The organism is Colwellia sp. MB3u-8 (genome assembly GCF_014076985.1).
GTDB lineage: Bacteria > Pseudomonadota > Gammaproteobacteria > Enterobacterales > Alteromonadaceae > Cognaticolwellia.
The window spans coordinates 269,202-291,174 of the sequence record NZ_JACGVA010000068.1 but is presented as its reverse complement, the minus strand read 5'-3'; the positions used below and the strand labels follow the sequence as shown (position 1 = coordinate 291,174).

The following is a 21,973-nucleotide window of genomic DNA, read 5'->3' as shown; positions in this document are numbered from 1 at the left end:
CTCGCTATTAGTTAAAAGTTTACTTGTCGGCTGGGGATGTTCACTATATTGGCGACATGAATACTAGGCTCAAAGTGAGCTTACATCTTAAAGCTAATTTGTTGATTAAAGACCGCAGAGACATTATGCCAGTTGAGTAAAATTCAATCCGGGTAATAGCGATAAATAGTCAAATTCTCATGGTTATGCTTAGGGCTCCAGACTACACATAAGTACCTAAACCCCTGCAGCTAATAAGCTTGATTGAGGTTTACATAGCCGTAAACCGTTACAACGTCGCAAGAGCATATTATTATGTGCTTAATTGAGGCTTACATGGCCGTAAACCGTTAAAACAACACATGATCATATTGTCGAGCAATGGCTCGCGTATAGGCTTGCTCACAACGAATTAGCTTATTATGTTGCGCATTGGCATAGTGGACAGTTAATTTATCGCTTGGGTACAGAACAAGTAATATATAACACCAAGCAACTTTGCCATCACCGCACTTTCACATCGACGTGCATGAATGCACGCATGCCACGGAGCCATGTTCTGACAGAGATATCCTACTAATCTCACTAATTTTTTGCTCATTTCACGAGTTAAAATAAGCGGATAATTAATCAATTTGGTATAAGTCATTAGAGTAATGCAGGAGTAATTACCGAGATGGCTAAGAACGACCATATCATAGTGACATAGCCGGTATTTTTCTCATAAAAAAACCGGCAGAAGCCGGTTTTTGAAATAACATAACGTAAATATTAACGTTTTGAAAATTGTGGCTTTTTACGAGCCTTGTGTAGACCAACTTTCTTACGTTCAACTTTACGAGCATCACGAGTAACGAAACCAGCATTACGTAGAGCACCACGTAAAGTTTCATCGAACTCCATTAATGCACGAGTAATACCGTGACGAATTGCGCCAGCTTGACCAGAAATACCACCACCTGAAACAGTGATGTTAAAATCAAACTTTTCTAACATTTCAACTAAGTCTAATGGTTGACGAACAACCATACGAGCCGTTTCACGGCCAAAGTATACAGAAATATCACGTTTGTTAATTGTGATTGCACCGTTACCAGCTTTCATGAACACACGAGCAGTTGAGCTCTTGCGACGACCAGTACCGTAATATTGATTATCAGCCATGACTTACAGCTCCAAAAGTTGTGGTTGTTGTGCAGTATGTTTATGTTCAGTACCCGCGTAAACTTTAAGCTTACGGAACATTTCACGACCTAAAGGACCTTTAGGTAACATACCCTTAACTGCGAATTCAATAACGCGCTCTGGAGCTTTTGCGATTAGCTTTTCAAAGCTAATTTGCTTAAGACCACCAACAAATTCTGTATGCGAGTAGTAAATTTTACCCTTCGCTTTATTACCAGTTACTTTTACTTTCTCAGCATTGATAACAACGATGTAATCGCCAGTATCTACATGAGGAGTAAATTCTGCTTTATGCTTACCGCGCAAACGGCTTGCAATTTCAGTAGCGATACGGCCTAAAGTTTTATTTTCGGCGTCCACTAAGAACCATTCGCGTTGTACGCTCTCTGGTTTAGCTACAAAAGTTTTCATTAAAAAACCCAATTATATAAATGTTACTTAAATAATAACCTAAGAAAACCTCAAGTTATCCGTTAAAGACTACGCCATTGCCCCTTCGAGCATCGAGTCCGTTGCCGGTCCTCTGGAAAAAGAACAGGCTTTGTAACGTAGGGAAGCCGGATTATACAGAACAATAGGCAAAAGATCACGCCTAATCACTGATCTTTCTTTATAAGCCAAACGGAAATTAACAAAAAGTGCTACTCGTGCTGATTAAACGCTTCATTCAACTGTGATTTACTCACTTGCAATCTACTCAACTGCAATTTTACATAACTAATAGCATGAGTTTCAATGCGCTGATATAGCTCAGGATAAAGCGCTCTAATTTGCCTTAATGCTGATATTGTTGCTAACTTGTAGGCCTGCATTGCTAATAAATTGGCGGCTTGGGCATAACTTGCTCGCCAAAGCTCATCAGGTAATTTTTTACCTTTTACTTCGCTATACGCCTGAGTTATTTCTTTCATCAGTAAATGGTTATATTGATAGCTATCGCTAAGAGCAGAAAATGCACTGATTGCCTTTTCATCTTGTAGCATCATGGCATAAATTCCTGCATCTATGATGTGAGCAAATGCTTGTTGGCGTTTAATAAAGGCCGCAACAAAATGCTGATTAACCACACGCATTGAAAATAAATCAGCTTGCCATACTTTAAACTCACTTTGATCAGTTAGTTGCCAAGGTACTATGGGCAAATCATCAGACGGATACTGTTGTGAAATTGTCTTAGCATGTGCACATAAATCTGCACTGATTTCAGGGTAATATTGCTGAATTATTCGCAGTCGTTTTGTATAGGCATAGGCGTATACTCTGCTAAAAACTTGGTAATGCAACTTATTACTGTCTGGCAATATCAGTTTAGCGTTTTCATCAATCAGCTGATGATTTATTATCGCTTGATCAATAATGACTTGATTCACTAAGACAAATCCGGCATTAATCGCGTGTTTTACCGCTTGAGTATTTTGCTCACACGCGCGATTAAATAACTGAGCTCGCCATATCAAATGCTCACTCTGCCACATAGTCAAAATAGCTTTTGGCAGATATGCTTTTGTTATTTCGAGTGATTTCCTAAAAGGATTATCAGTTACCCCAGCAAATACATTTAACGACACTAGCACCATGAATATGGTGCTAAAGCTAACAATCCTCTTGTTAATCATTTTTTATAAACTCCTTTTCACTATAAAAACAACTTGTTATGTTTTACTCACAAAAACATTAATTATGGTAAATGCTCACTCGCTAAATAACTGTGTGACTGCATTTCTTGCAGTCGACTTAAACAACGCTTGAATTCAAAACTTAAACGACCGTTAACATATAAACACTCTAAGGCGACTTCTGCCGAGATGATTAATTTAACATTGCGCTCATAAAATTCATCGACTAAGGCAATAAATCGCCGTGTACTGTCATCATTCTCGACGCCCATTTGCATAACATTAGCCAATAATACCGTATGATATAAACGGCTCAACTCCATATAATCGCTCTGACTACGCGCAGACTCACACAAGGTTGAAAATTCAAAGTGCACCACACCATCTGATTCCTGAACTGTGGGTAATGGGCGATTGTTAATTTCAATAACCTTGTCTTTATGACCCGCTTCAAGTGACAAGCTTTGAAAATAATGCCTTAAATTGTCATCGGCTTGTTGATCCAAGGGGAAATGAAATATTTCTGCTTGCTCCAAAGTACGAAGACGATAATCGACCCCGCTATCAACATTAATAATATCGCAACATTGATTAATTAACTTTATCGCCGGCATGAAACGTTCGCGTTGTAAGCCATTGTGATATAAGTCATCTGGAATAATATTTGATGTCGCCACAAGCGTGACATTGTGAGCAAATAATTCTTCAAATAAAGTCCCTAAAATCATCGCGTCGGTAATGTCTGAAACAAAAAACTCATCAAAGCAGATAATGCAGGTTTCATCGGCAAAGCGTTTAGCAATAATTTTTAGTGGGTCAGATTGCCCTTGTAGCAATTTTAACTCTTCATGCACACGATGCATAAAGCGGTGAAAATGCACACGCATCTTATTAGTGAAGGGTAAACCATCATAAAAAGTATCAACGAGATAGGTTTTACCACGCCCAACACCCCCCCAGAAATAAATGCCCTGTATCTGCTTAATTTCCGGTTTTTTTACCACGCGCTTCCAGCGATTTAGCACCTTTTTAAAGCCCGTTACCGGTAAAGGTTGAGTCATTAAATCGTCGTACAAACGTTGTAAATTTTTAACTGCATTTTCTTGTGCCGCGTCAAAGAGAAAATCATCGCGAGTTAAATCTTGTGTGTATTTTCCAATTGGAGATAATTTAATCATTTAACTGCCATTTAATTAATACTAACTTTAGTTTTTATAACGTTTAAGCCAACTAAGCTTAAAATATTTTTTTTTACAAATATATTCATTAGGTAAGTAGCGTGAAGCACGTTATATTAAATTTATTGAAGCGTATTTTCTCTAATTTTTTCCATGAATACAATGAAGGTAAAGAAATATGAATGTTGTTTTAGGGCTCGGACTATTTATCGTTGGCGCAATTGTCGGTTTTTTTGCTAACAGAATGCTTTTTTCATCTGCACAAGAAACACAAAAACTTGCGACTAAAGCGAGCCAAAGTGAAGCAGAATTAGCACGATATAAACTTGACGTAGCAGACCATCTTGCAAACTCCGCCAATTTGCTTGAACAAATGAACAGTACCTGCCAAGTTGCTATGACTCAAATGGCGCAAAGCACCCAACTGTTGCAACAAGTCACCCCTGATAATATTGAAAACATGCCCTTTTTCTCTAAAGAAACCCAAGAGCAATTAGCGCAGACGGTAAATTTACGACACGACAAAAATATCCGCAAAAATGACGAAACAACATCAGAGCCTCCGTTAGATTATTCCGGCGCACCCAGTGGCTTGTTTAATGATAAGAAATAAAGTGTTACAAATACTGAAACAAATAATTAGGAACTAATCTTTTTATTGCAGGTCTTTAATTGAGTGATCCCAACAGGTTTGTTTAACTGATTTATGTAACTAAACAATCCTGTTGCTTATAAATACTTTAATTAGGAGTTTTCTGTTACATGAAGAATTTATCAGTTTTAATCAATATTGTCTTACTTTCCTCAACGATTGCCATGGCAAGTTTACCCGCGCAAGCCAAATTACCTCAATCGTTCAATGGGCAAAATATGCCTAGCCTTGCACCTATGTTAGAGCAAGTAACACCGGGAGTTGTGCTCATTTCAGTTCGTGGCACCCATGAAGTTGAACAGCGTGTGCCAGAAGCTTTCAAATTTTTCTTTGGTAACCCCCGCCAAGGGCAAGGCCAAAGCCAACAAAAAGAACGACAATTTCGGGGTTTGGGCTCAGGTGTCATTCTTGACGCTGATAAAGGTTACATTGTCACTAACAGCCATGTGATTAACGATGCTGACGAAATCCAAATTACGCTAAAAGATGGTCGCCAACTTGACGCTAAAAAAATTGGTGGTGATGAAGCCAGCGATATCGCTTTATTACAGATAGTAGCGGATAACCTGGTTGCAGTAAAAATCGCAGACTCTGACACCATACGTGTGGGTGATTTTGCGGTTGCTATAGGTAGCCCATTTGGCTTAGGACAGACGGTTACCTCTGGTATCGTCAGTGCCTTAGGTCGTAGCGGCCTAAACGTTGAAAACTACGAAGATTTCATTCAAACCGATGCCGCGATTAATAGTGGTAATTCAGGGGGGGCTTTGATCAACTTACGTGGTGAGCTTATTGGTATCAACACCGCCATCTTAGGTCCTAACGGTGGCAATGTCGGTATTGGTTTTGCCATTCCAAGTAACATGGTACAAAACTTGGTTAATCAAATTATTGAGTTTGGCGAAGTACGACGCGGTGTTTTAGGTGTTGCCGGTCGCAGTGTTACCAGTGAAATTGCTAAAGCAATGGAACTTGATATTAGTCAAGGCGGTTTTGTCGAACAAGTCATGCCAGATTCAGCCGCTGATGAAGCCGGTATTCGTGCCGGCGATGTTATTATTAAAGTTAACGGTAAAATGATTAAAACCTTTAACGCACTCAGAGGTAAAATTGGTTCAATTGGCGCTGGGCAAACGGTAAAAATTACCGTGATCAGAAAAGACGGTAAAGAAAAAACCTATGACGTTACTTTGAAAAAAGCTGACATGGCTAATATTGAAGCCGCGAGTTTACATCCCATGCTTGATGGCGCTGAGCTAGAAAATAACAGTAAAGGTAATGGTATCAGTGTTGCTGAAGTTGCAGAAAACAGCCCTGCGGCTGCAGTAGGTTTACGCAAAGGTGATGTTATTAATGGTATTAATCGCCAACGCATTAATAACATTGGTGAGCTACGTAGTTACTTAAGTGATCATAAGGGCGTTTTTGCACTGAATGTTCAGCGTAACAACACGTCATTGTTCTTGATGATCCGCTAATACTTTTACCTTAGGTGCTGTCATTATCTGCTAATGGCACGGTATTAAACCCTAATAGATGACCTAAGCACTAAACCTAAGCCTGTCAAACGACAGGCTTTTTTTATAGTTTTTATTCAGCTACTAGCATCGATTAAACTTTTAACTGACATTAATTAAGACCTATTTGATAAACTATGTCCAACTTTAAAGCCTCGCCTTTACTTTTATTGGGTAAACAAGATTACCAGCAAGATATCGACAACTTATCCTAAACAGCTTCACTAACAAAGGTATAAGTGCGCTAAGTATTGAGACTGAAAATCTCATAAAACTTGCTTTATCCCTATCTGGGTAAACTAAAAGCTCAGCTCAACTTTCACCAAGGTTCAATCTTTGGCCCGCAAGTTAGAAGCAGTAGACTATTACAGATAAAAAGTAGCTGGGTAAACAAACCACTTTTATTGTCGACCAAGCTTAACACTCAGCTCAGTGAGCGATTTTTCAGCAGAGATAAATTATATGCTATTATAGCTTAATATTTTTTTTACACTTCAAGTAAGGCTTTATATGAAATTAACTTCTTTGCAATCAAAAGTATTAGCTGCACTTATTTCTATACTCTTATTTTCTGCCGTTATTTATTTTTACTCATCAGAAGATACAGCGTTGCCTAAAATGACAGTGCAAGAAAAAAAGGCTAGGTTTAAAAGCCTCATTATTCCGGCAGTAAACGATGTCTATGCTGAGCTTATGGTCCGATATAATGAGGTTTCAGCGTCACTAGAATCAGGTAGTCATGCCGATAAAATAGCCAAGCTAAAAGTGGAATATAAAGCAAAAAGCGATGCAGAGCTTTTAATGGCACTGAAACCACACCCTAAAAGTATTGCGATTGCACAAGCCGCAATGGAAAGTTCTTGGGCAACATCTCGTTTTTTTAGAGAAGCTTACAATATATTTGGTGTTTGGTCGTTTGATAAAGATGAACCTAGAATTGCTGCCCTTAAAAAACGTGGTGATAAAACTATTTGGGTAAAAGAATATCCATCGATAAAAGCCTCTGTTAACGACTATTATCGAACCATTGCCCGTGGTGGTGCATTTAAAGAGTTTAGAAAATTAAAAATGAAAACTGATGACCCATTTGCTTTAGTTAAAAAATTAGACCGTTATTCTGAAAAAGGTGCAGAATATGGTCATGAATTAACCTCGATTATTAAGTTTAATAAATTCCATCATCTTGATGCTAATAACTAAAATACGCACAAATTCAAGTAGTATGCGCTGAAATTAGCGATGAGATTTAACCTCACCTTAGATTTATGGCATTGAAAGATTTCATATAGGCTAGAGGAATAAGTTAGAGGAATTTTCGAGCGACAATAAACCTATTAATGACAGCCTGCAACAGCTTTTATTGCAGGCTGATTCACGATGATGTTATGTCTCGGATCTAAATATTTTTAGTTATTTACGCAGTGGTTGAGGTTTTCCAACCGCATATCCTTGGACATAATCCACTTCCAGTGTTTTCAATACGGCTAACGTCTGATCATCTTCAACCCACTCAGCAATAGTTTGCATATTCATCACCTGAGCAACATCATTGACCGACTTTACCATCGCTAAATCTATTGGGTCTCGATCACAGTTTCTGACCAAGCTGCCATCGATTTTCAAATAATCTACCCGTAAATTTTTCAAGTAAGCAAAAGAACACATACCTGAGCCAAAATCATCGAGGGCAAAACGACATCCCAATACTTTTAAGGTACTAATAAAGCGTTTAGCTTGCTGAATATTTCTTATCGCTGAGCTTTCTGTGATTTCGAAACAGAGTTTATTGCACCATTGAGGATTGTTTTCTAAACTGTTTTTTAGAAAAGCTAAAAATTCCTCATTACTCAAAGATTGAGCAGAGATGTTGATACTGCAAAGTAATAAGCCATTGAGTTCATCAGGATATTGTTGGAAAAATTTAAGCGCGGAATTAAGCACCCAACGATCAATCTGGATCATCATGTTATATCGCTCAGCCGCAGGTAAAAATGCACCAGGGCTAACCAGTGTGCCATCGTCTTCTTCTAGACGTATTAATAGCTCATAGTACTTACCCGGCTGGCTTCTCCCCAGTGGAAGTATGGCCTGACGATAAAGTACAAAACTGTCATTTTCAAGTGCGGCGGTAATACGGGACACCCAATGCATTTCTCCATGACGCTTTGATGTTTCTTCATCCTCTTCGGTATACACATGTACGCGATTGCGGCCACCATCTTTAGCCATATAACAAGCTAGATCTGCGGTACTTAAGCTCTGACTGTGGTTTGCTGTATTTTTATCAATAACCACTACACCAATACTAAGCCCTAAAGTAAAACTTTTTTCATGCCATATAAAACGAAATTCTTCTACTTGTTGGCGTAACATTTCAGCAGTATTTTCAGCCTGCGTTAGGGTACAATTGAGCAATAGCACACCAAACTCATCTCCCCCTAGTCGAGCTAAAGTATCACTACTTCTTATGCGATCTTGCAAGAGTGATGTCAATTGCACTAACATTTTATCACCGGCTAAATGGCCACAAGTGTCATTAACTATTTTGAATTGATCTAAATCAATGTAGAGCAAGCTGTGTTGACAATTTTCCACCCTAGCAACCGATACAGCATGTTCAAGCCGTTCTTCAAATTCGATGCGGTTAACCAAGCCGGTTAGCGAGTCATGTTTAGCCCTATGTTCTAACTTTTGCGTAATCAAATACATCTCAGTAATGTCATGCAAAATCAATACGCAACCAATGGCCTGACCGAGTTTATTTTTAATCGAAGTTAAGGTACATCGTAAACTGTACTTTTGTGCACTGATTAATAAACCCATGGTTGCAGAGCTGTCGCCAGACATCGCCTTATCGATGCAATTTAATAATACTTTTTCCATCGAGTGGTGATCAGTAATATCTAATAAAGGCATTACCTGATACAACAATTGTCCTTGAGCTTTTTTTGATGACCACTGGGTAATAGTTTCAGCTACTGGGTTGAGGTTACTAATTTTACCGTTTATGTCCATAGTGATTACGCCCTCACCAATCGACAATAAGGTAACCTGCGACAACTCTTTCTCGCGATATAAAGCGTCTTGCGCTGCACTGAGTTGTTTATAACGTTGTTGTAACTCTGTACGAGCCCGCAATAATATAAACATGATCCAGAAAACACCAATGGCTAAACTAAAAGCTAATAACGACAACACAATAATATCCCAACGCCACAACTGACTTTGGTAACGATCAAGTCGCAGGGCAATATTATAGCCCGGTGGCGACAATGCTACTGTTTGGCTAAGACGTATATCCTCGTTATCTTTTAGTAAGCTACGATCAACCACCTGACCATCATGGGTGATCAGGCTGACACCAAATTGATGTAAAATTTCATCACTAACCACAGTTTTAAACAAAGCGGAAATTGAATATACCCCGGCAAACAAACCCATAAATTCATTGCCACGATAAACCGGCACCCAAACCTCAAAAGACGCAGGTCCCTGGATGGCGACAAATGGGTGAGTGTAAACCGGCAAACGTAACTCTTTCGCTAAGCGAGAGGCACGCCGGGGCTCTTTAAGGTCCACTTTAAGGCCTATGATTTGTTCATTTCCTGTTAAAGGAGCTACGTTGCGAATAATAAATTGCGCATCAATCCAAGTAATATTGATCAACTCTGGATGAGTACTGACATAATGACTCACTCGCTGTTGAAATTTCTGACGGGTTAAATTATCTGATGTACGCGCCAAATTTAATAGCCCAATATAATCTAGGCTTTCCTTCAGGCGTTTACGAATATCAACTCGAATGATTTCGGCTTTTTCAAGTAGTTGCTGACGTTGTTCATTATTGATTGAATAGTAGCTTAACCCTGTGATAACCGCAGAAAGTAAAATAAAAACCCCTGCCAGTGCTGCTGGGCCAGTCCAGGTTAACTTATAGAGCATTTGTCTGAAAAAACATATCAGCAATACAATCGCCATGCAGGCCACTATAACAATATTTGATATGAGCGTTAATGGTTTAGTATTTTGTTTTATGGCCAACTGCCAAACACTATTGGGTAGGTCAATATCAACCATTACGGCTGTTTTTTCTGCCTCGATAAACAAATCATTATTACCCCAGAATGCTGGCTGCCATCTATTGTTGATTCGTTTACGTAAAGCGAGACTTTGCTCATTTCCCAAACTAAGCAGATCTGTTTCTTGCAATAACTCATCCCAGTCTAAGAGTAGAATGCTTAAGCCCCAGATTTGTGTGGTCTGATTAACCTTATTTTTGATATGAACGGGTTGACGAACAATCAAAGCAAGCCCGCCCTGTCGTAAATTTAAGGGCCCTGAAATAGTGGCGGTGTTACTCTGATAAGCCAATAACACGTCCGATTTCCGATTGGCATCGGCCAGGAGATCATGTCCCAAAGCAGCTTTATTATTGCTCAAAGGATAAATATGTGATAACACACTATTACGTGCTAATTGCAGGCTACGTAAACTTGGCTGGCGTTCAAACATACTATGTGCGATGACTGCAAAATCAGATTGATCTATTTCTGGTGATAACTGCACATAAGACTCAAGCTCATCAAGCATAAATAACCGTGAATCGATACTGTCTTCAATCTTGTCCGACATGAGTGATAGTTTTTGCTTAAGAATATTGTTTCGCTCATTAGCCACGTTGGAGATGTAAATATTGCTCAGTAAAAATAATGCGCCAATAATTAAGGCGAGAAAAAATAAAAAGGTACCTGAAGTACCAAAACCAAAAAAGCTCAACACATCAATATTTTTCTGGGGTAATTCTTGCTGATTATATGGTTTCAACAGCGGCTCCATTAAGTGTGAAAATTAAAAATATCACCTTGATTTCCATCAATTTTTACCTGATATTAAGCCAGAGTATCACAAGTTTGCTTTTCTACATTAGTTAATAATGATGATTAAAATTTTAATCTAAAAATATAAAGTAAAAGTAAAAGTAAAAAATGAGTATCTTGGTTTCACTCGATGCCGAGTAGGTATGAATAATTTTAGCTTTGTATCGTAAGCTTTGTTGTTTCTTGACGTTGACAGTTATTATGTTACGAACCCGCACTTTGCTCACAGCTAGCAGCTAGCTGGATAAAAATACAACTTAATACGCTGCAAGTGCTCGCTGATATTAACCCTTTCAGCTATTTAAACCAGTCTAATCTCTAGCCCATACTCAACGTCAGCTCAGCGATTATCTAAGACAAAAACTTTATAACAACAAAGGCTTTATGTTAATCTATAAAAAATTAGACCAATAAAAATAATCCTGTTGAAAATTATCAATGCCCTAAAATTTTTCATTCGTTCAGCTAGCTACGGCGTCATGTTTGCGTTGGTTTTGTTGATACTAGTCCCTGAGCTGCGTGAAAAAAACATACTTCCTTGGCAATTATTTACCAAAGTTGAGAAAATACAAGCGCCTTTGTCTTATGCAAAAGCGGTGCGTTTAGCTGGCCCTGCTGTAGTGAATATTTACTCTGAAGAAATTCAAGTAAACCCAACTTATGGCCGCCAACCGCGAAAAGTAACCCGCTTAGGTAGTGGCGTTATCATGCACAGCCAAGGTTATATTTTAACCAACTACCATGTAGTACAAAGTGCTGATTTAACTGTAGTAGTTTTACAAAGAGGCCAAGAGCTTCATGCTGAACTCATTGGTTATGATGTCTTGACCGATCTTGCGGTATTAAAAGTACAAGCGAACAATTTGCCGGTTATTCCTCAAATGAGCACATTAACACCGCAAGTCGGTGACGTAGTATTAGCCATAGGTAATCCACTAAATTTAGGACAAACTGTCACTCAAGGCATTGTCAGTGCAACCGGACAAAGTGGTCTAAGTACCAGCTATTTACAATTTTTACAAATGGATGCCGCTATTAATGAGGGCAATTCTGGTGGTGCTCTGATAAATTCTAATGGTGAGTTAGTCGGCATTAATTCAAGAAAGTTTACCCAAGCAAATCCTAATCTTAATATTCAGGGCATATTTTTTGCGGTGCCTTATCAATTAGCACGTACCATTATGTTAAAGATTATTGAACATGGTCGCGTGGTGCGTGGCTGGCTTGGTGTAGAGGCTAACGATTCTGTGACCAATCTTAAGGGCTTTATTATTGGTGTGGTAACGCCAGACAGTCCGGCTATGAAAGCTGGATTACAATCAGGTGATGTGGTTTATCAAATAGACGATATTCGATTACAAAATGCAAAACAAGGCTTAGACGTTGTTGCTGAGGCTGCGCCAGGTACGATATTGAGCTTTATGATCTCTCGCGATAATCAACAATTAACCTTACCTGTGACTATTGTTGAAGTACCAAAGTAAATCTTGTAAGCAATTCACCCAACAAATAAAAATCCCAGCAAAGTAGCTGGGATTTTTTATCACTCGCTAACGATTAATTAGCCTTATTTAACCGTAATACGGGTGATATTTGCCCCTAACGCTTGCAGCTTATCTTCAATTTTTTGATAACCACGATCAATATGATAAATACGGTCTACTTGCGTTTCAGTACTCGCAACGAGTCCCGCAATAACTAAGCTCGCAGAGGCACGTAAATCAGTTGCCATTACTTGCGCACCATTTAACTGCTCCACACCGGTACTTATGGCTATATTGCCTTCAAGACTTATATTTGCCCCCATACGCTGTAGTTCAGGTACATGCATAAAGCGATTTTCAAAAATCGTTTCGGTTGTTGTTGCCGTGCCATCAGCTATAGCATTAAGGGCAACAAATTGTGCTTGCATATCGGTTGGAAATGCCGGATGAGGTGCCGTGCGTATATTAACCGCTTTTGGCCTTGAGGTCATTTCCAGCTCTATCCAGTCATCACCTGTGGTGATAACTCCGCCAGCTTCTCTTAACTTAGCCAGTACCGCATCTAAAGCTTTAGGATCTGTGTTTAAACACTTTACTTTACCTTGAGTGACCGCCGCTGCAACTAAAAATGTACCGGTTTCTATTCGATCTGGCATGACTGAATAACCTGTACCATGAAGTGTTTCAACGCCAGTAATCGTTAAGGTGTCAGTGCCTGCGCCGGAAACTTTAGCACCCATGCCATTTAAACAATGCGCTAGATCAACAATTTCAGGCTCACGCGCTGCATTCTCGATAATAGTGATGCCATCAGCCAATGCGGCAGCCATCATTAGATTTTCAGTACCGGTAACACTGACGGTGTCCATAAAAATAGTCGCACCTTTAAGTCGACCACTATTGCGCGCAATGATATAACCATTTTCAACCGCTATATCTGCACCCATCAGCTTTAAACCATGAATATGCAAGTTAACCGGTCGCGCGCCAATGGCACAACCGCCAGGTAAAGATACTTCAGCATGGCCAAAACGGGCAAGTAAAGGCCCTAAAACCAAGATAGAAGCTCGCATAGTTTTCACTAACTCATATGACGCGCGACAATGCTCGATACTACTAGCATCAATCATCAAGCTACTCTCACTAAGCCACTGACATTTAGCGCCTAATTGTGACAACAGTCTAATCGTCGTTTCTATATCATTAAGTTTCGGAACATTGGAAAAAGTAACCGGAGTTTCTGAGAGCAATGCCGACATTAGAATAGGTAATGCCGCATTTTTTGCGCCTGAAATAGTCACTTCGCCATGTAGTGGTTGCCCACCAATAATTTTAAATGCGTCCAAGAGTATATTCTTTTATGTCGGTGTGAATTAAAGGGGTAGGTTAAACATTTTTTCACGGCGCCAATCAGACGTTGTGAAGGTTTTAATGGATACCGCGTGAATAACACCTTCGTTAATAATTTTCGCTAAAGGGGCATAAATAGTTTGTTGTTTTTTCACTCGGCTTAAATCACCTAAAAAATCAGCGATGGCAATGACTTTACATTGTGAACCATCAAATGCTACATGAATCTCGTCTAATTCAACGGCATCGGTAATTAATTTTTCTATCTCTGTTACTTCCACTTTTTGCTCCAAATAGTGTGTAGATTAAGGGGTTTCTATCGGCAATAATGTATCTACTGCACTTAAGCTTGCCAACTTTAATAAATCTTCAGGTAAATTAATCAAACTGATATGACAAGCTTTGCTGGCCGCCAGTTCAATTAATAATAAAATCCATGCTAAGCCTGCGGTGTCAACTTGACTCACCTTAGCCAAGTCAATAATAATTCGTTCATTATTGACTAATTTACGGTACTTTTTATCAAATGCAGGCGTTATTGTAGCACGGGTTAACGCACCACTAAAAATCGCTTTTTGCTCTGCTTGTTGGACTTCTATCATTTTTATCTACTAACAACCTTATAATACGCTACTTTGTCTGTATGCTTGGCAAAAATTAACTTTTATGATTTAAAAACAATACTCTTTGCACTTTTTTCTTTTAGCATTTCAGTGACATGAGCTAGCCCTTTTTGACGGATCACACCACTTAACTCTGCTTGTTTACTGTCAAGTAAGCTGACACCTTCTGCTACCATATCATAAGCTTTCCAGTCGCCGGTTTTTTTATGCTTGCGCACACGAAAGGAAATATTAATTGGGCTGCGACCTGGCTCTATTACACTCGTATCAACAGACACTACGCGATGTTTAGCAAAATCTTCTGCCGGTGCAAATTCGACCTTTTGGTTATTGTACAAGGTAAAAACCTGCGCATAAGCGGTGATAAGATACTCACGAAATGCCGGTACAAATTCAGCTCGGTCAGCCTGATTGGTTTTCTTGAAATTGCTACCAATCACTTTATAAGCGGCATATTGATAATTTATATACGGCATTAATTCTTCGCGAACGATGGTTTTCAATAAATTAGGCTCTGCACGTATCGCCACTTGTTCATTAGCAAAACGCTTAAAAGTGATCTCGGCAACCGTTTTAATCATTTGATAAGGGTCTTTTTTGTCAACAGTTCCTGTGGCGCTAACCGATATCGACAAACCTAATAGTGCTAAACAAAAAAAGCATTTTTTCATGGCATTATTTATCATGATTAATCACCACTGCCTTGGCTGAATAAAAATTGACCGATTAGTTCTTCTAATATCAATGCAGGCTTGGTGTCTTCAATATAATCACCTGGTTTTAAGATTTCAACTGAGCTATGAATAAAGCCCGGTAACAAACCTATATATTGTTCACCTAATAAACCCGCCGTTAATATTGACACTGAAGTCGCTTCTGAGAAGTTCTTATACTCGGCAAAAATTTCTAACGTCACTAAAGGCGTATAATCTTCACTGTCTAACGATATTGCACTGACACGGCCGATGACAACACCCCCCACTTTTATTGGCGAGCGAACTTTCAGGCCGCCAATATTATCAAATTTGGCATATAACTGATATGTGTTGCCAGTACCTGTAATACCGCTGTCAGCTACTTTTAGTGCTAGCATTAACAATGCAGCAATACCAATTGCAGCAAAGAGTCCGACCAATAATTCTATTTTTTTCGACACCATGTCTTCCACCAAATTCAAATAATATTTAACTAAATAACCGCTATAAATTTTTTACAAAGATTAACTTGTAAACATTAACGCGGTTAATACAAAATCTAAGCCTAAAACTAATAGTGACGATTGCACTACGGTTGAAGTGGTTGCTCGGCTAATACCTTCAGAGGTTGGCTCACAAGCATAACCTTTATAAACAGCGATCCAAGTCACCACAAAAGCAAATACTACGCTTTTAATAATGCCATTTAAAACGTCTTTTTCGAATGACACTTGCGACTGCATTACCGACCAAAACGTACCGCTGTCAACACCTAACCAATCAACACCAACTAAATGAGCACCTAAAATACCCACCGCAGAGAATATAGCCGCTAACAGTGGCAAACTGATAAAACCAGCCCAAAAGCGCGGGGCAATCACACGACGCAAAGGATCTACGGCCATCATTTCAAGGCTAGAAAGTTGCTCTGTTGCTTTCATCAAACCTATTTCAGCGGTCAGCGCAGACCCAGCTCGACCAGCAAAAAGTAAGGCGGCAACCACTGGACCTAACTCACGTAATAACGACAAGGCGACCATTGGCCCTAAGCTAGCTTCAGCGCCAAAATCAACCAGAATAGTATAGCCCTGTAAAGCCAATACCATGCCGATAAACAAACCCGAAACCACTATGATAACTAAAGATAATACGCCAACGGAGTACAATTGGCTCAACAACAAAGGAAAACCTTTGCGTGGATTCGGAATATGCAAGAGCGCTGATGCTAACATCAACAAAGCTCTACCTAAGCCTGAGATTTGTTCGATAATGCTATGACCCAATATTTGCAGCTGATTCACTTCTCAACACCTCGACCAATTAACTCTTCACTATATGACGCTGCAGGATAATGAAATGGTACCGGACCATCCGCTTCACCTTTAACAAATTGCTGCACTAAAGGTGAGGTGTGCGCGTAGATTTCTTCCGGCGTACCTTGGCCAATAATTTTTTGCTCGGCAATAATATAAATATAATCTGCAATACTCATCGCTTCTGGAACATCATGAGAAACCACCACAGAGGTTAATCCCAATGCATCACCTAGTTGATGAATAAGCCGGACAATCACGCCCATAGAAATAGGATCTTGGCCAGCAAAGGGCTCATCGTAAAGAATAAGTTCAGGGTCAAGCGCAATTGAGCGAGCTAAGGCTGCTCGACGCGCCATACCACCAGAGAGCTCATTTGGGCGTAAATTTCTTGCACCACGCAAACCCACCGCTTCTAATTTCATTAGCACCATTTTTTCAATGATGTCTTCTGATAACTGGGTATGCTCGCGTATAGGAAAGGCGATATTGTCGTAAACACTCATGTCGGTAAACAAGGCACCACTTTGAAATAACATACTCATACGTTTACGTATGTCATATAACGCACTACGAGACAATTTAGGAATGTCGTGGCCATCGAAAAGGATCTGCCCAGACTCTGGTTTAATTTGACCACCAATTAAGCGCAATAACGTTGTTTTACCAATACCACTTGGGCCCATTATCGCGGTAACTTTACCTTTAGGAATAGACAAACTAATGCCATCATAAATAACACGCTCGTTACGCTTAAAGGTCATGTTTTTGATATCAACTAAAATTTCAGACATATCGCTTGGAATAACATCACTGTTAATTATTGTTTTATGTAGTAGAATTCTACCGCAGCGCAACACCTCAGTCATTACAAATTCACAACTATTTAGTGCTAAAAGAGTAACCAAAAGTATATAAATGTAACGCAAGTGTAAAGTTAGCGTAATGAATAAGCCTTTTTTTTGGCTTAGTTATTTTATTGTGAATCCACGTGCCAATAATATCAGAAAAAGTTTATAATGCTTTTCGCTCACGTTATGTTAGCAAAATGAGTATTAATTGAGTGTCATCGGTTACCATCAGTGGTTTATAATTCCTCTTTGTCTTTCATCAATTAGCACAAACACTATTTATTTATCTTAGCCAAACAGGAGCTTTGAATGTTCATCCAAATTTTGATCTTATTACTTTCACTAATCACTTTAGTGTGGAGTGCAGACAAATTTGTATTTGGTGCCTCAGCATTAGCACGAAATCTGGGTATTTCTCCCATGATAATTGGCTTAACTATTGTTGCTATGGGCTCTTCAGCACCTGAAATGATGATAGCGGTCACCGCTTCTTTACAGGGTAATGTCGATACTGCCGTCGGCAATGCCATTGGCTCAAATATTACCAACATTGCGTTAGTATTAGGCTTAACGGCACTGTTTCATCCTTTATCAGTTTCCTCAACGACCATCAAACGTGAAATCCCGCTTATTTTGGTTGTTACGGCTATCGCGACATATATGCTAGCCAACAGCAACTTTAGTTTTAATGAAGGCTTAATACTGATTATCGGTTTTGTACTTTATATTGCTACCTTGCTTGTCGTCACGTTAAGACGTGCAAAACAAAACCCTATCGACGATAAAATGGTCTTAGAAGCAGAACAAGAAGTGCCTGATGGGGTCAGTACCAAACAATCGGTAATCTGGCTAGTGGTCGGTATGATATTACTGCCGCTAAGTGCTAGTTTTTTGGTTGACTCATCAATATTTATAGCCAAAGCTTTTGGCATTAGTGATTTAGTCATCGGCTTAACGGTTATTGCTATTGGTACTAGCCTACCTGAGTTAGCTGCCAGTATTATGAGTATCATTAAAAAAGAAGATGATTTAGCGCTCGGTAATATTATTGGTTCGAATATCTTTAATATTCTTGCGGTTTTATCGTTAGCTGGCTTAATTGCGCCGGGCGATATCGATCATTCCGCCGCTGTGCGTGACGCGCCATTTATGCTGGCAACAACCTTCTTATTATTTATACTTTGTTTTAGTCGAGGTGGAAAATTTCGCATCACGCGGGCGAAAGGGTTACTATTATTAGCCGTATTTATTGGTTATCAAGTACTACTTTTTAGTCAAATCAACAGGTAACAAGTGGTTTATAGCAATGAAAAACTTTAAACAATTAGCCCTAAATGTCATTAACATTGAGCAGCAAGCTATTGCACAATTGTCGCAATTTATTGACGACGACTTTGCTCAAGCTTGTGAGTTAATGTTTAATTGTCGGGGCCGCGTCATCGTGATCGGTATGGGAAAGTCGGGACATATTGGTGGCAAAATTGCCGCAACCTTAGCGAGTACCGGCACACCCGCATTTTTTATTCACCCGGGGGAAGCAAGCCATGGCGATCTCGGTATGGTGACTGTAGATGATGTGGTACTGACCATTTCTAATTCGGGTGAAACTGGCGAAGTCTTGGCCATTATTCCGGTTCTAAAGCGTATCGGCACAAAACTCATCGCCATGACGGGTAATCCTGACTCTACGCTGGCTAAACTTGCCGATAGCCATGTTTGTGTAAAAGTAGCACAAGAGGCTTGCCCATTAGGCTTGGCACCCACCTCTAGCACCACAGCAGCCTTAGTGATGGGCGATGCCCTAGCGGTGGCTTTATTGAATGCGCGCGGCTTTACTGCAGATGATTTTGCCTTATCTCACCCCGGTGGCAGCTTAGGTAAAAGGCTATTATTACGCTTGGCCGATATCATGCACAAAGACGAACGTCTGCCAACAGTAAGCCAAGAAGCTAAAATAAAAGATGCCTTAGTTGAAATGTCACTAAAAGGTTTGGGTATGACCGCTGTTGTTGACGCAAACAATAGCTTAATAGGCCTGTTTACTGATGGTGATTTACGCCGTATTTTAGATGAAGAAATTAATATTCACCAAGACAGCATTATCAGCGTGATGACAAAAAACCCTTTAGTGGCTAAGCAAGATATGCTGGCGGCTGAAGCATTAAAGATCATGGAAGACAAAAAAATTAACGGCTTAATTATTGTTAACGATAATAACCAACCCATTGGTGCTATGAACATGCATGACTTATTAAAATCTGGAGTGCTCTAAAGTTGAACAGTCTATACGGAAAAGTATCGCCAAGTGTTTGGCAAAAAGCGCAAAACATCAAACTCTTTGTTTGTGATATAGACGGCGTTTTTTCAGATGGTCGTATTTACTTAGGTAATAATGGTGAAGAATTAAAAGCCTTTCATACTAAAGATGGTTACGGCGTTAAAGCCTTAGGTGCAAGCGGCGTTGATGTAGCCGTGATCACGGGCAGAACCTCAGCTATAGTGCAAACCCGTATGAGCGCATTAAATGTTAAGCACATAGTACAAGGTGAAGAAAATAAGCTACCGGCTTTAAAAGCTATGCTCGCCGCATTAAAATTAGCGCCTGAACAAGTGGCTTACATCGGCGACGATATGCCAGATTTTGACTGCCTTAATTATGTTGGCTTCAGTATTGCGGTCAATGACGCTCACCCCGCCATTTTAAAATCTTGTGACTACATCACCTATACCCGAGGGGGTTTCGGCGCCGTGCGCGAAACTTGCGATATTATTATGCAAAGCCAAAATACCTTAGCTGATGCCACGGGTGCTAGCCTATGAATCGCATATACCTTGTCAGTATAAGCTTATTTTTATTGGCCTTGACCACCTATGGCTTACTTGAATGGTATGGCGCGAAGGAAGAAACCAGCAACATTCTCGATACTGCGAATAACCCTGAATTTATTGCTGAAAACCTTAACAGTGATGTGTATAAAAATACTGGGGCATTATCTTATAATGTAGAAGCGAAACGCATGGAACATTATGCTGAATTAGGGGTCACACACTTTGAATATCCACGCTATACCTTATACCCAAGGAACAACAAACCTACTTGGCAAATCACCGCCAATGAAGGCACCTTGTATAATAACAATCGAGTAAAATTAGCAAATCGCGTACGTTTAATCGCCACTGATAAAGAAAGTTTGATACAGGAAGTGCATGGTAAAAATTTAGAAATGGACTTAAAAACTAATATTATCAGCTCAGAGCAAACTATCTTAATATTAGGTAAAGGATTTACTATGTATGGCTCAGGATTAATTGTAGACTTAAACACAACACAGATGACATTGACCGAACATGTACAGACTATTTATAAAAAAATTAAAAAGTAACTTATATTGCCTCACGGCGTTAGCATTATTAGTGCCTGTCGCAAGTGCAGAAAAATTTGACGTAGAACAAGAGATTAAAATATCTTCTTCACGCCAAGCTGCCGATCTCAAAAATAAAATATTCAGTTATATTGATAATGTCATTATTTCTCAGGGCACACTAAGGATACATGCTGAGTTAGTACAGGTTATCACCCAAGAAAACAGTGACAGCAAAATTTATATTGCCAAAGGCTCACCGGCGACCTTTGAACAAACGCTTCAAGATGGTAGCCCAATCAATTTGCAAGCCAATGAAATCCGTTATGAGCCGAGTATGAATACCGTCGTTATTTCAGGCAATGCCCTCCTTAGCCAAGAAGGTAGTAAAGTGAGTGGCAGTAAAATCACCTATAATTTTGCCACCGAGTATGTCAACGCTGAAAGCCTAGACAATGATAAAGTTGAAACCGTATTACAGCCGAAGAACAAAATTAAATTGCCTATAAAATCAAAGGATAAGCAAGAGTAAATGTCAACTTCTACATTATCAGCAACCGGCCTTGCCAAGTCCTATAAAGGCAGAAAAGTTGTTAAAAACGTCAGTATGCACGTCTCAGCTGGACAAATAGTTGGCTTATTAGGGCCAAATGGCGCAGGTAAGACTACCTCTTTTTATATGATTGTTGGCTTGGTGAAGAACGACAGTGGCTCAATTGTCTTAAATGATGAAGATATAACCTTACTGCCAATGCACGAGCGCGCGAGAAAAGGTATTGGTTATTTACCACAAGAAGCCTCTATTTTTCGTAAGTTATCGGTCAATGACAATATCATGGCCATTTTACAAACACGTAAATCACTTAGTGACGTTGACCGACAAGAAAAACTTGAACATTTATTAGAAGAGTTCAACATAGGCCATATAAAAGATAACTTAGGCATGAGTTTATCTGGCGGTGAGCGCCGACGAGTTGAAATAGCACGGGCATTAGCCGCAGATCCTAAATTTATACTACTGGATGAACCCTTTGCCGGTGTTGACCCGATTTCGGTAGGTGATATAAAAAAAATTATCCTACACTTAAAAGATCGTGGCATAGGTATTTTAATCACAGATCACAATGTGCGAGAAACACTCGATGTTTGTGAACATGCCTACATCGTTAGTCATGGTGAACTTATCGCTGAAGGTAATTCAAAGCAAATTCTTGCAAATCAGCATGTAAGAGATGTATACCTTGGCGAACAATTCACGCTATAGTGAATGAAACCAATTGAATTAATGAAT

22 protein-coding genes are annotated in these 21,973 nt (G+C 39.5%); 10 read left to right on the top strand and 12 right to left on the bottom strand.

The annotated features are described in order from the left end of the window. Positions 1-750: 750 nt before the first annotated feature. The 4 genes from rpsI to zapE all read right to left on the bottom strand — a co-directional run bounded on the left by rpsI (position 751) and on the right by zapE (position 3,958). Positions 751-1,143 (bottom strand): 30S ribosomal protein S9, encoded by a 393-nt coding sequence (gene rpsI, locus H4J54_RS13740; protein WP_182191544.1) that lies wholly within the window; start codon positions 1,141-1,143, stop codon positions 751-753. A 3-nt stretch (positions 1,144-1,146) separates the two neighbouring features. Beyond that, positions 1,147-1,575, bottom strand: coding sequence for a 50S ribosomal protein L13 (gene rplM, locus H4J54_RS13735; RefSeq protein ID WP_182136671.1), 429 nt, complete (start codon positions 1,573-1,575; stop codon positions 1,147-1,149). Positions 1,576-1,805: 230 nt separating this feature from the next. After that, positions 1,806-2,780: a hypothetical protein gene (locus H4J54_RS13730; RefSeq protein WP_182191543.1), complete on the bottom strand. Its 975-nt coding sequence runs from the start codon at positions 2,778-2,780 to the stop codon at positions 1,806-1,808. 62 nt (positions 2,781-2,842) lie between these two features. Beyond that, on the bottom strand, positions 2,843-3,958 hold the full coding sequence (zapE, locus tag H4J54_RS13725; protein WP_182191541.1) for a cell division protein ZapE: 1,116 nt from the start codon (positions 3,956-3,958) through the stop codon (positions 2,843-2,845). A gap of 178 nt (positions 3,959-4,136) precedes the next feature. On the opposite strand from zapE, the gene H4J54_RS13720 reads away from it, so the two are divergent. From H4J54_RS13720 to H4J54_RS13710, 3 genes are all read left to right on the top strand, one after another. Continuing rightward, positions 4,137-4,571 (top strand): YhcB family protein, encoded by a 435-nt coding sequence (locus H4J54_RS13720; protein WP_182191539.1) that lies wholly within the window; start codon positions 4,137-4,139, stop codon positions 4,569-4,571. Between the two features lie 149 nt (positions 4,572-4,720). Next, positions 4,721-6,088, top strand: coding sequence for a Do family serine endopeptidase (locus H4J54_RS13715; protein WP_182191537.1), 1,368 nt, complete (start codon positions 4,721-4,723; stop codon positions 6,086-6,088). Between the two features lie 549 nt (positions 6,089-6,637). Continuing rightward, positions 6,638-7,327 (top strand): glucosaminidase domain-containing protein, encoded by a 690-nt coding sequence (locus H4J54_RS13710; protein ID WP_182191534.1) that lies wholly within the window; start codon positions 6,638-6,640, stop codon positions 7,325-7,327. A gap of 210 nt (positions 7,328-7,537) precedes the next feature. On the opposite strand, the gene H4J54_RS13705 is transcribed toward H4J54_RS13710, so the two are convergent. Further along, on the bottom strand, positions 7,538-10,951 hold the full coding sequence (locus H4J54_RS13705) for an EAL domain-containing protein (RefSeq protein WP_182191532.1): 3,414 nt from the start codon (positions 10,949-10,951) through the stop codon (positions 7,538-7,540). A 478-nt stretch (positions 10,952-11,429) separates the two neighbouring features. Between H4J54_RS13705 and H4J54_RS13700 the strand changes: the two genes are divergently transcribed. After that, complete coding sequence (locus H4J54_RS13700; RefSeq protein ID WP_259367071.1) at positions 11,430-12,488, top strand: trypsin-like peptidase domain-containing protein; 1,059 nt, start codon at positions 11,430-11,432, stop codon at positions 12,486-12,488. Between the two features lie 83 nt (positions 12,489-12,571). On the opposite strand, the gene murA is transcribed toward H4J54_RS13700, so the two are convergent. From murA to mlaF, 7 genes are all read right to left on the bottom strand, one after another. Further along, positions 12,572-13,834: a UDP-N-acetylglucosamine 1-carboxyvinyltransferase gene (murA, locus tag H4J54_RS13695; RefSeq protein ID WP_182191530.1), complete on the bottom strand. Its 1,263-nt coding sequence runs from the start codon at positions 13,832-13,834 to the stop codon at positions 12,572-12,574. Between the two features lie 27 nt (positions 13,835-13,861). Beyond that, a complete protein-coding gene (locus H4J54_RS13690) occupies positions 13,862-14,119 on the bottom strand; it encodes a BolA family protein (protein WP_182191527.1) in 258 nt (85 codons plus the stop codon). A gap of 24 nt (positions 14,120-14,143) precedes the next feature. Continuing rightward, on the bottom strand, positions 14,144-14,440 hold the full coding sequence (locus H4J54_RS13685; RefSeq protein ID WP_182191509.1) for a lipid asymmetry maintenance protein MlaB: 297 nt from the start codon (positions 14,438-14,440) through the stop codon (positions 14,144-14,146). A 62-nt stretch (positions 14,441-14,502) separates the two neighbouring features. Then, positions 14,503-15,147 (bottom strand): ABC transporter substrate-binding protein, encoded by a 645-nt coding sequence (locus H4J54_RS13680; protein ID WP_259367070.1) that lies wholly within the window; start codon positions 15,145-15,147, stop codon positions 14,503-14,505. Positions 15,148-15,149: 2 nt separating this feature from the next. Further along, a complete protein-coding gene (mlaD, locus tag H4J54_RS13675; protein ID WP_182191507.1) occupies positions 15,150-15,620 on the bottom strand; it encodes an outer membrane lipid asymmetry maintenance protein MlaD in 471 nt (156 codons plus the stop codon). 60 nt (positions 15,621-15,680) lie between these two features. Further along, complete coding sequence (gene mlaE, locus H4J54_RS13670; protein WP_182191504.1) at positions 15,681-16,457, bottom strand: lipid asymmetry maintenance ABC transporter permease subunit MlaE; 777 nt, start codon at positions 16,455-16,457, stop codon at positions 15,681-15,683. Further along, the gene (gene mlaF, locus H4J54_RS13665; protein ID WP_182136726.1) at positions 16,454-17,263 is read right to left on the bottom strand and encodes a phospholipid ABC transporter ATP-binding protein MlaF; all 810 of its coding nucleotides are present in this window, start codon (positions 17,261-17,263) and stop codon (positions 16,454-16,456) included. The genes mlaE and mlaF overlap by 4 nt, the downstream gene beginning before the upstream one ends. Positions 17,264-17,629: 366 nt before the next feature. On the opposite strand from mlaF, the gene H4J54_RS13660 reads away from it, so the two are divergent. From H4J54_RS13660 to lptB, 6 genes are read left to right on the top strand one after another with little or no spacing between them, the layout of a single operon-like run. Continuing rightward, a complete protein-coding gene (locus H4J54_RS13660; protein ID WP_182191501.1) occupies positions 17,630-18,610 on the top strand; it encodes a calcium/sodium antiporter in 981 nt (326 codons plus the stop codon). Positions 18,611-18,626: 16 nt separating this feature from the next. Then, complete coding sequence (locus H4J54_RS13655) at positions 18,627-19,592, top strand: KpsF/GutQ family sugar-phosphate isomerase (protein ID WP_182191500.1); 966 nt, start codon at positions 18,627-18,629, stop codon at positions 19,590-19,592. Positions 19,593-19,594: 2 nt separating this feature from the next. Next, positions 19,595-20,140 (top strand): 3-deoxy-manno-octulosonate-8-phosphatase KdsC, encoded by a 546-nt coding sequence (gene kdsC, locus H4J54_RS13650; protein WP_182191497.1) that lies wholly within the window; start codon positions 19,595-19,597, stop codon positions 20,138-20,140. Continuing rightward, a complete protein-coding gene (gene lptC / locus H4J54_RS13645) occupies positions 20,137-20,703 on the top strand; it encodes an LPS export ABC transporter periplasmic protein LptC (RefSeq protein WP_182191495.1) in 567 nt (188 codons plus the stop codon). Before kdsC ends, lptC begins: the two co-directional genes overlap by 4 nt. Further along, the gene (gene lptA, locus H4J54_RS13640; protein ID WP_182191493.1) at positions 20,669-21,214 is read left to right on the top strand and encodes a lipopolysaccharide transport periplasmic protein LptA; all 546 of its coding nucleotides are present in this window, start codon (positions 20,669-20,671) and stop codon (positions 21,212-21,214) included. Before lptC ends, lptA begins: the two co-directional genes overlap by 35 nt. After that, a complete protein-coding gene (gene lptB / locus H4J54_RS13635) occupies positions 21,215-21,946 on the top strand; it encodes an LPS export ABC transporter ATP-binding protein (RefSeq protein ID WP_182191491.1) in 732 nt (243 codons plus the stop codon). It begins immediately after the preceding gene. Positions 21,947-21,973: the final 27 nt, after the last annotated feature.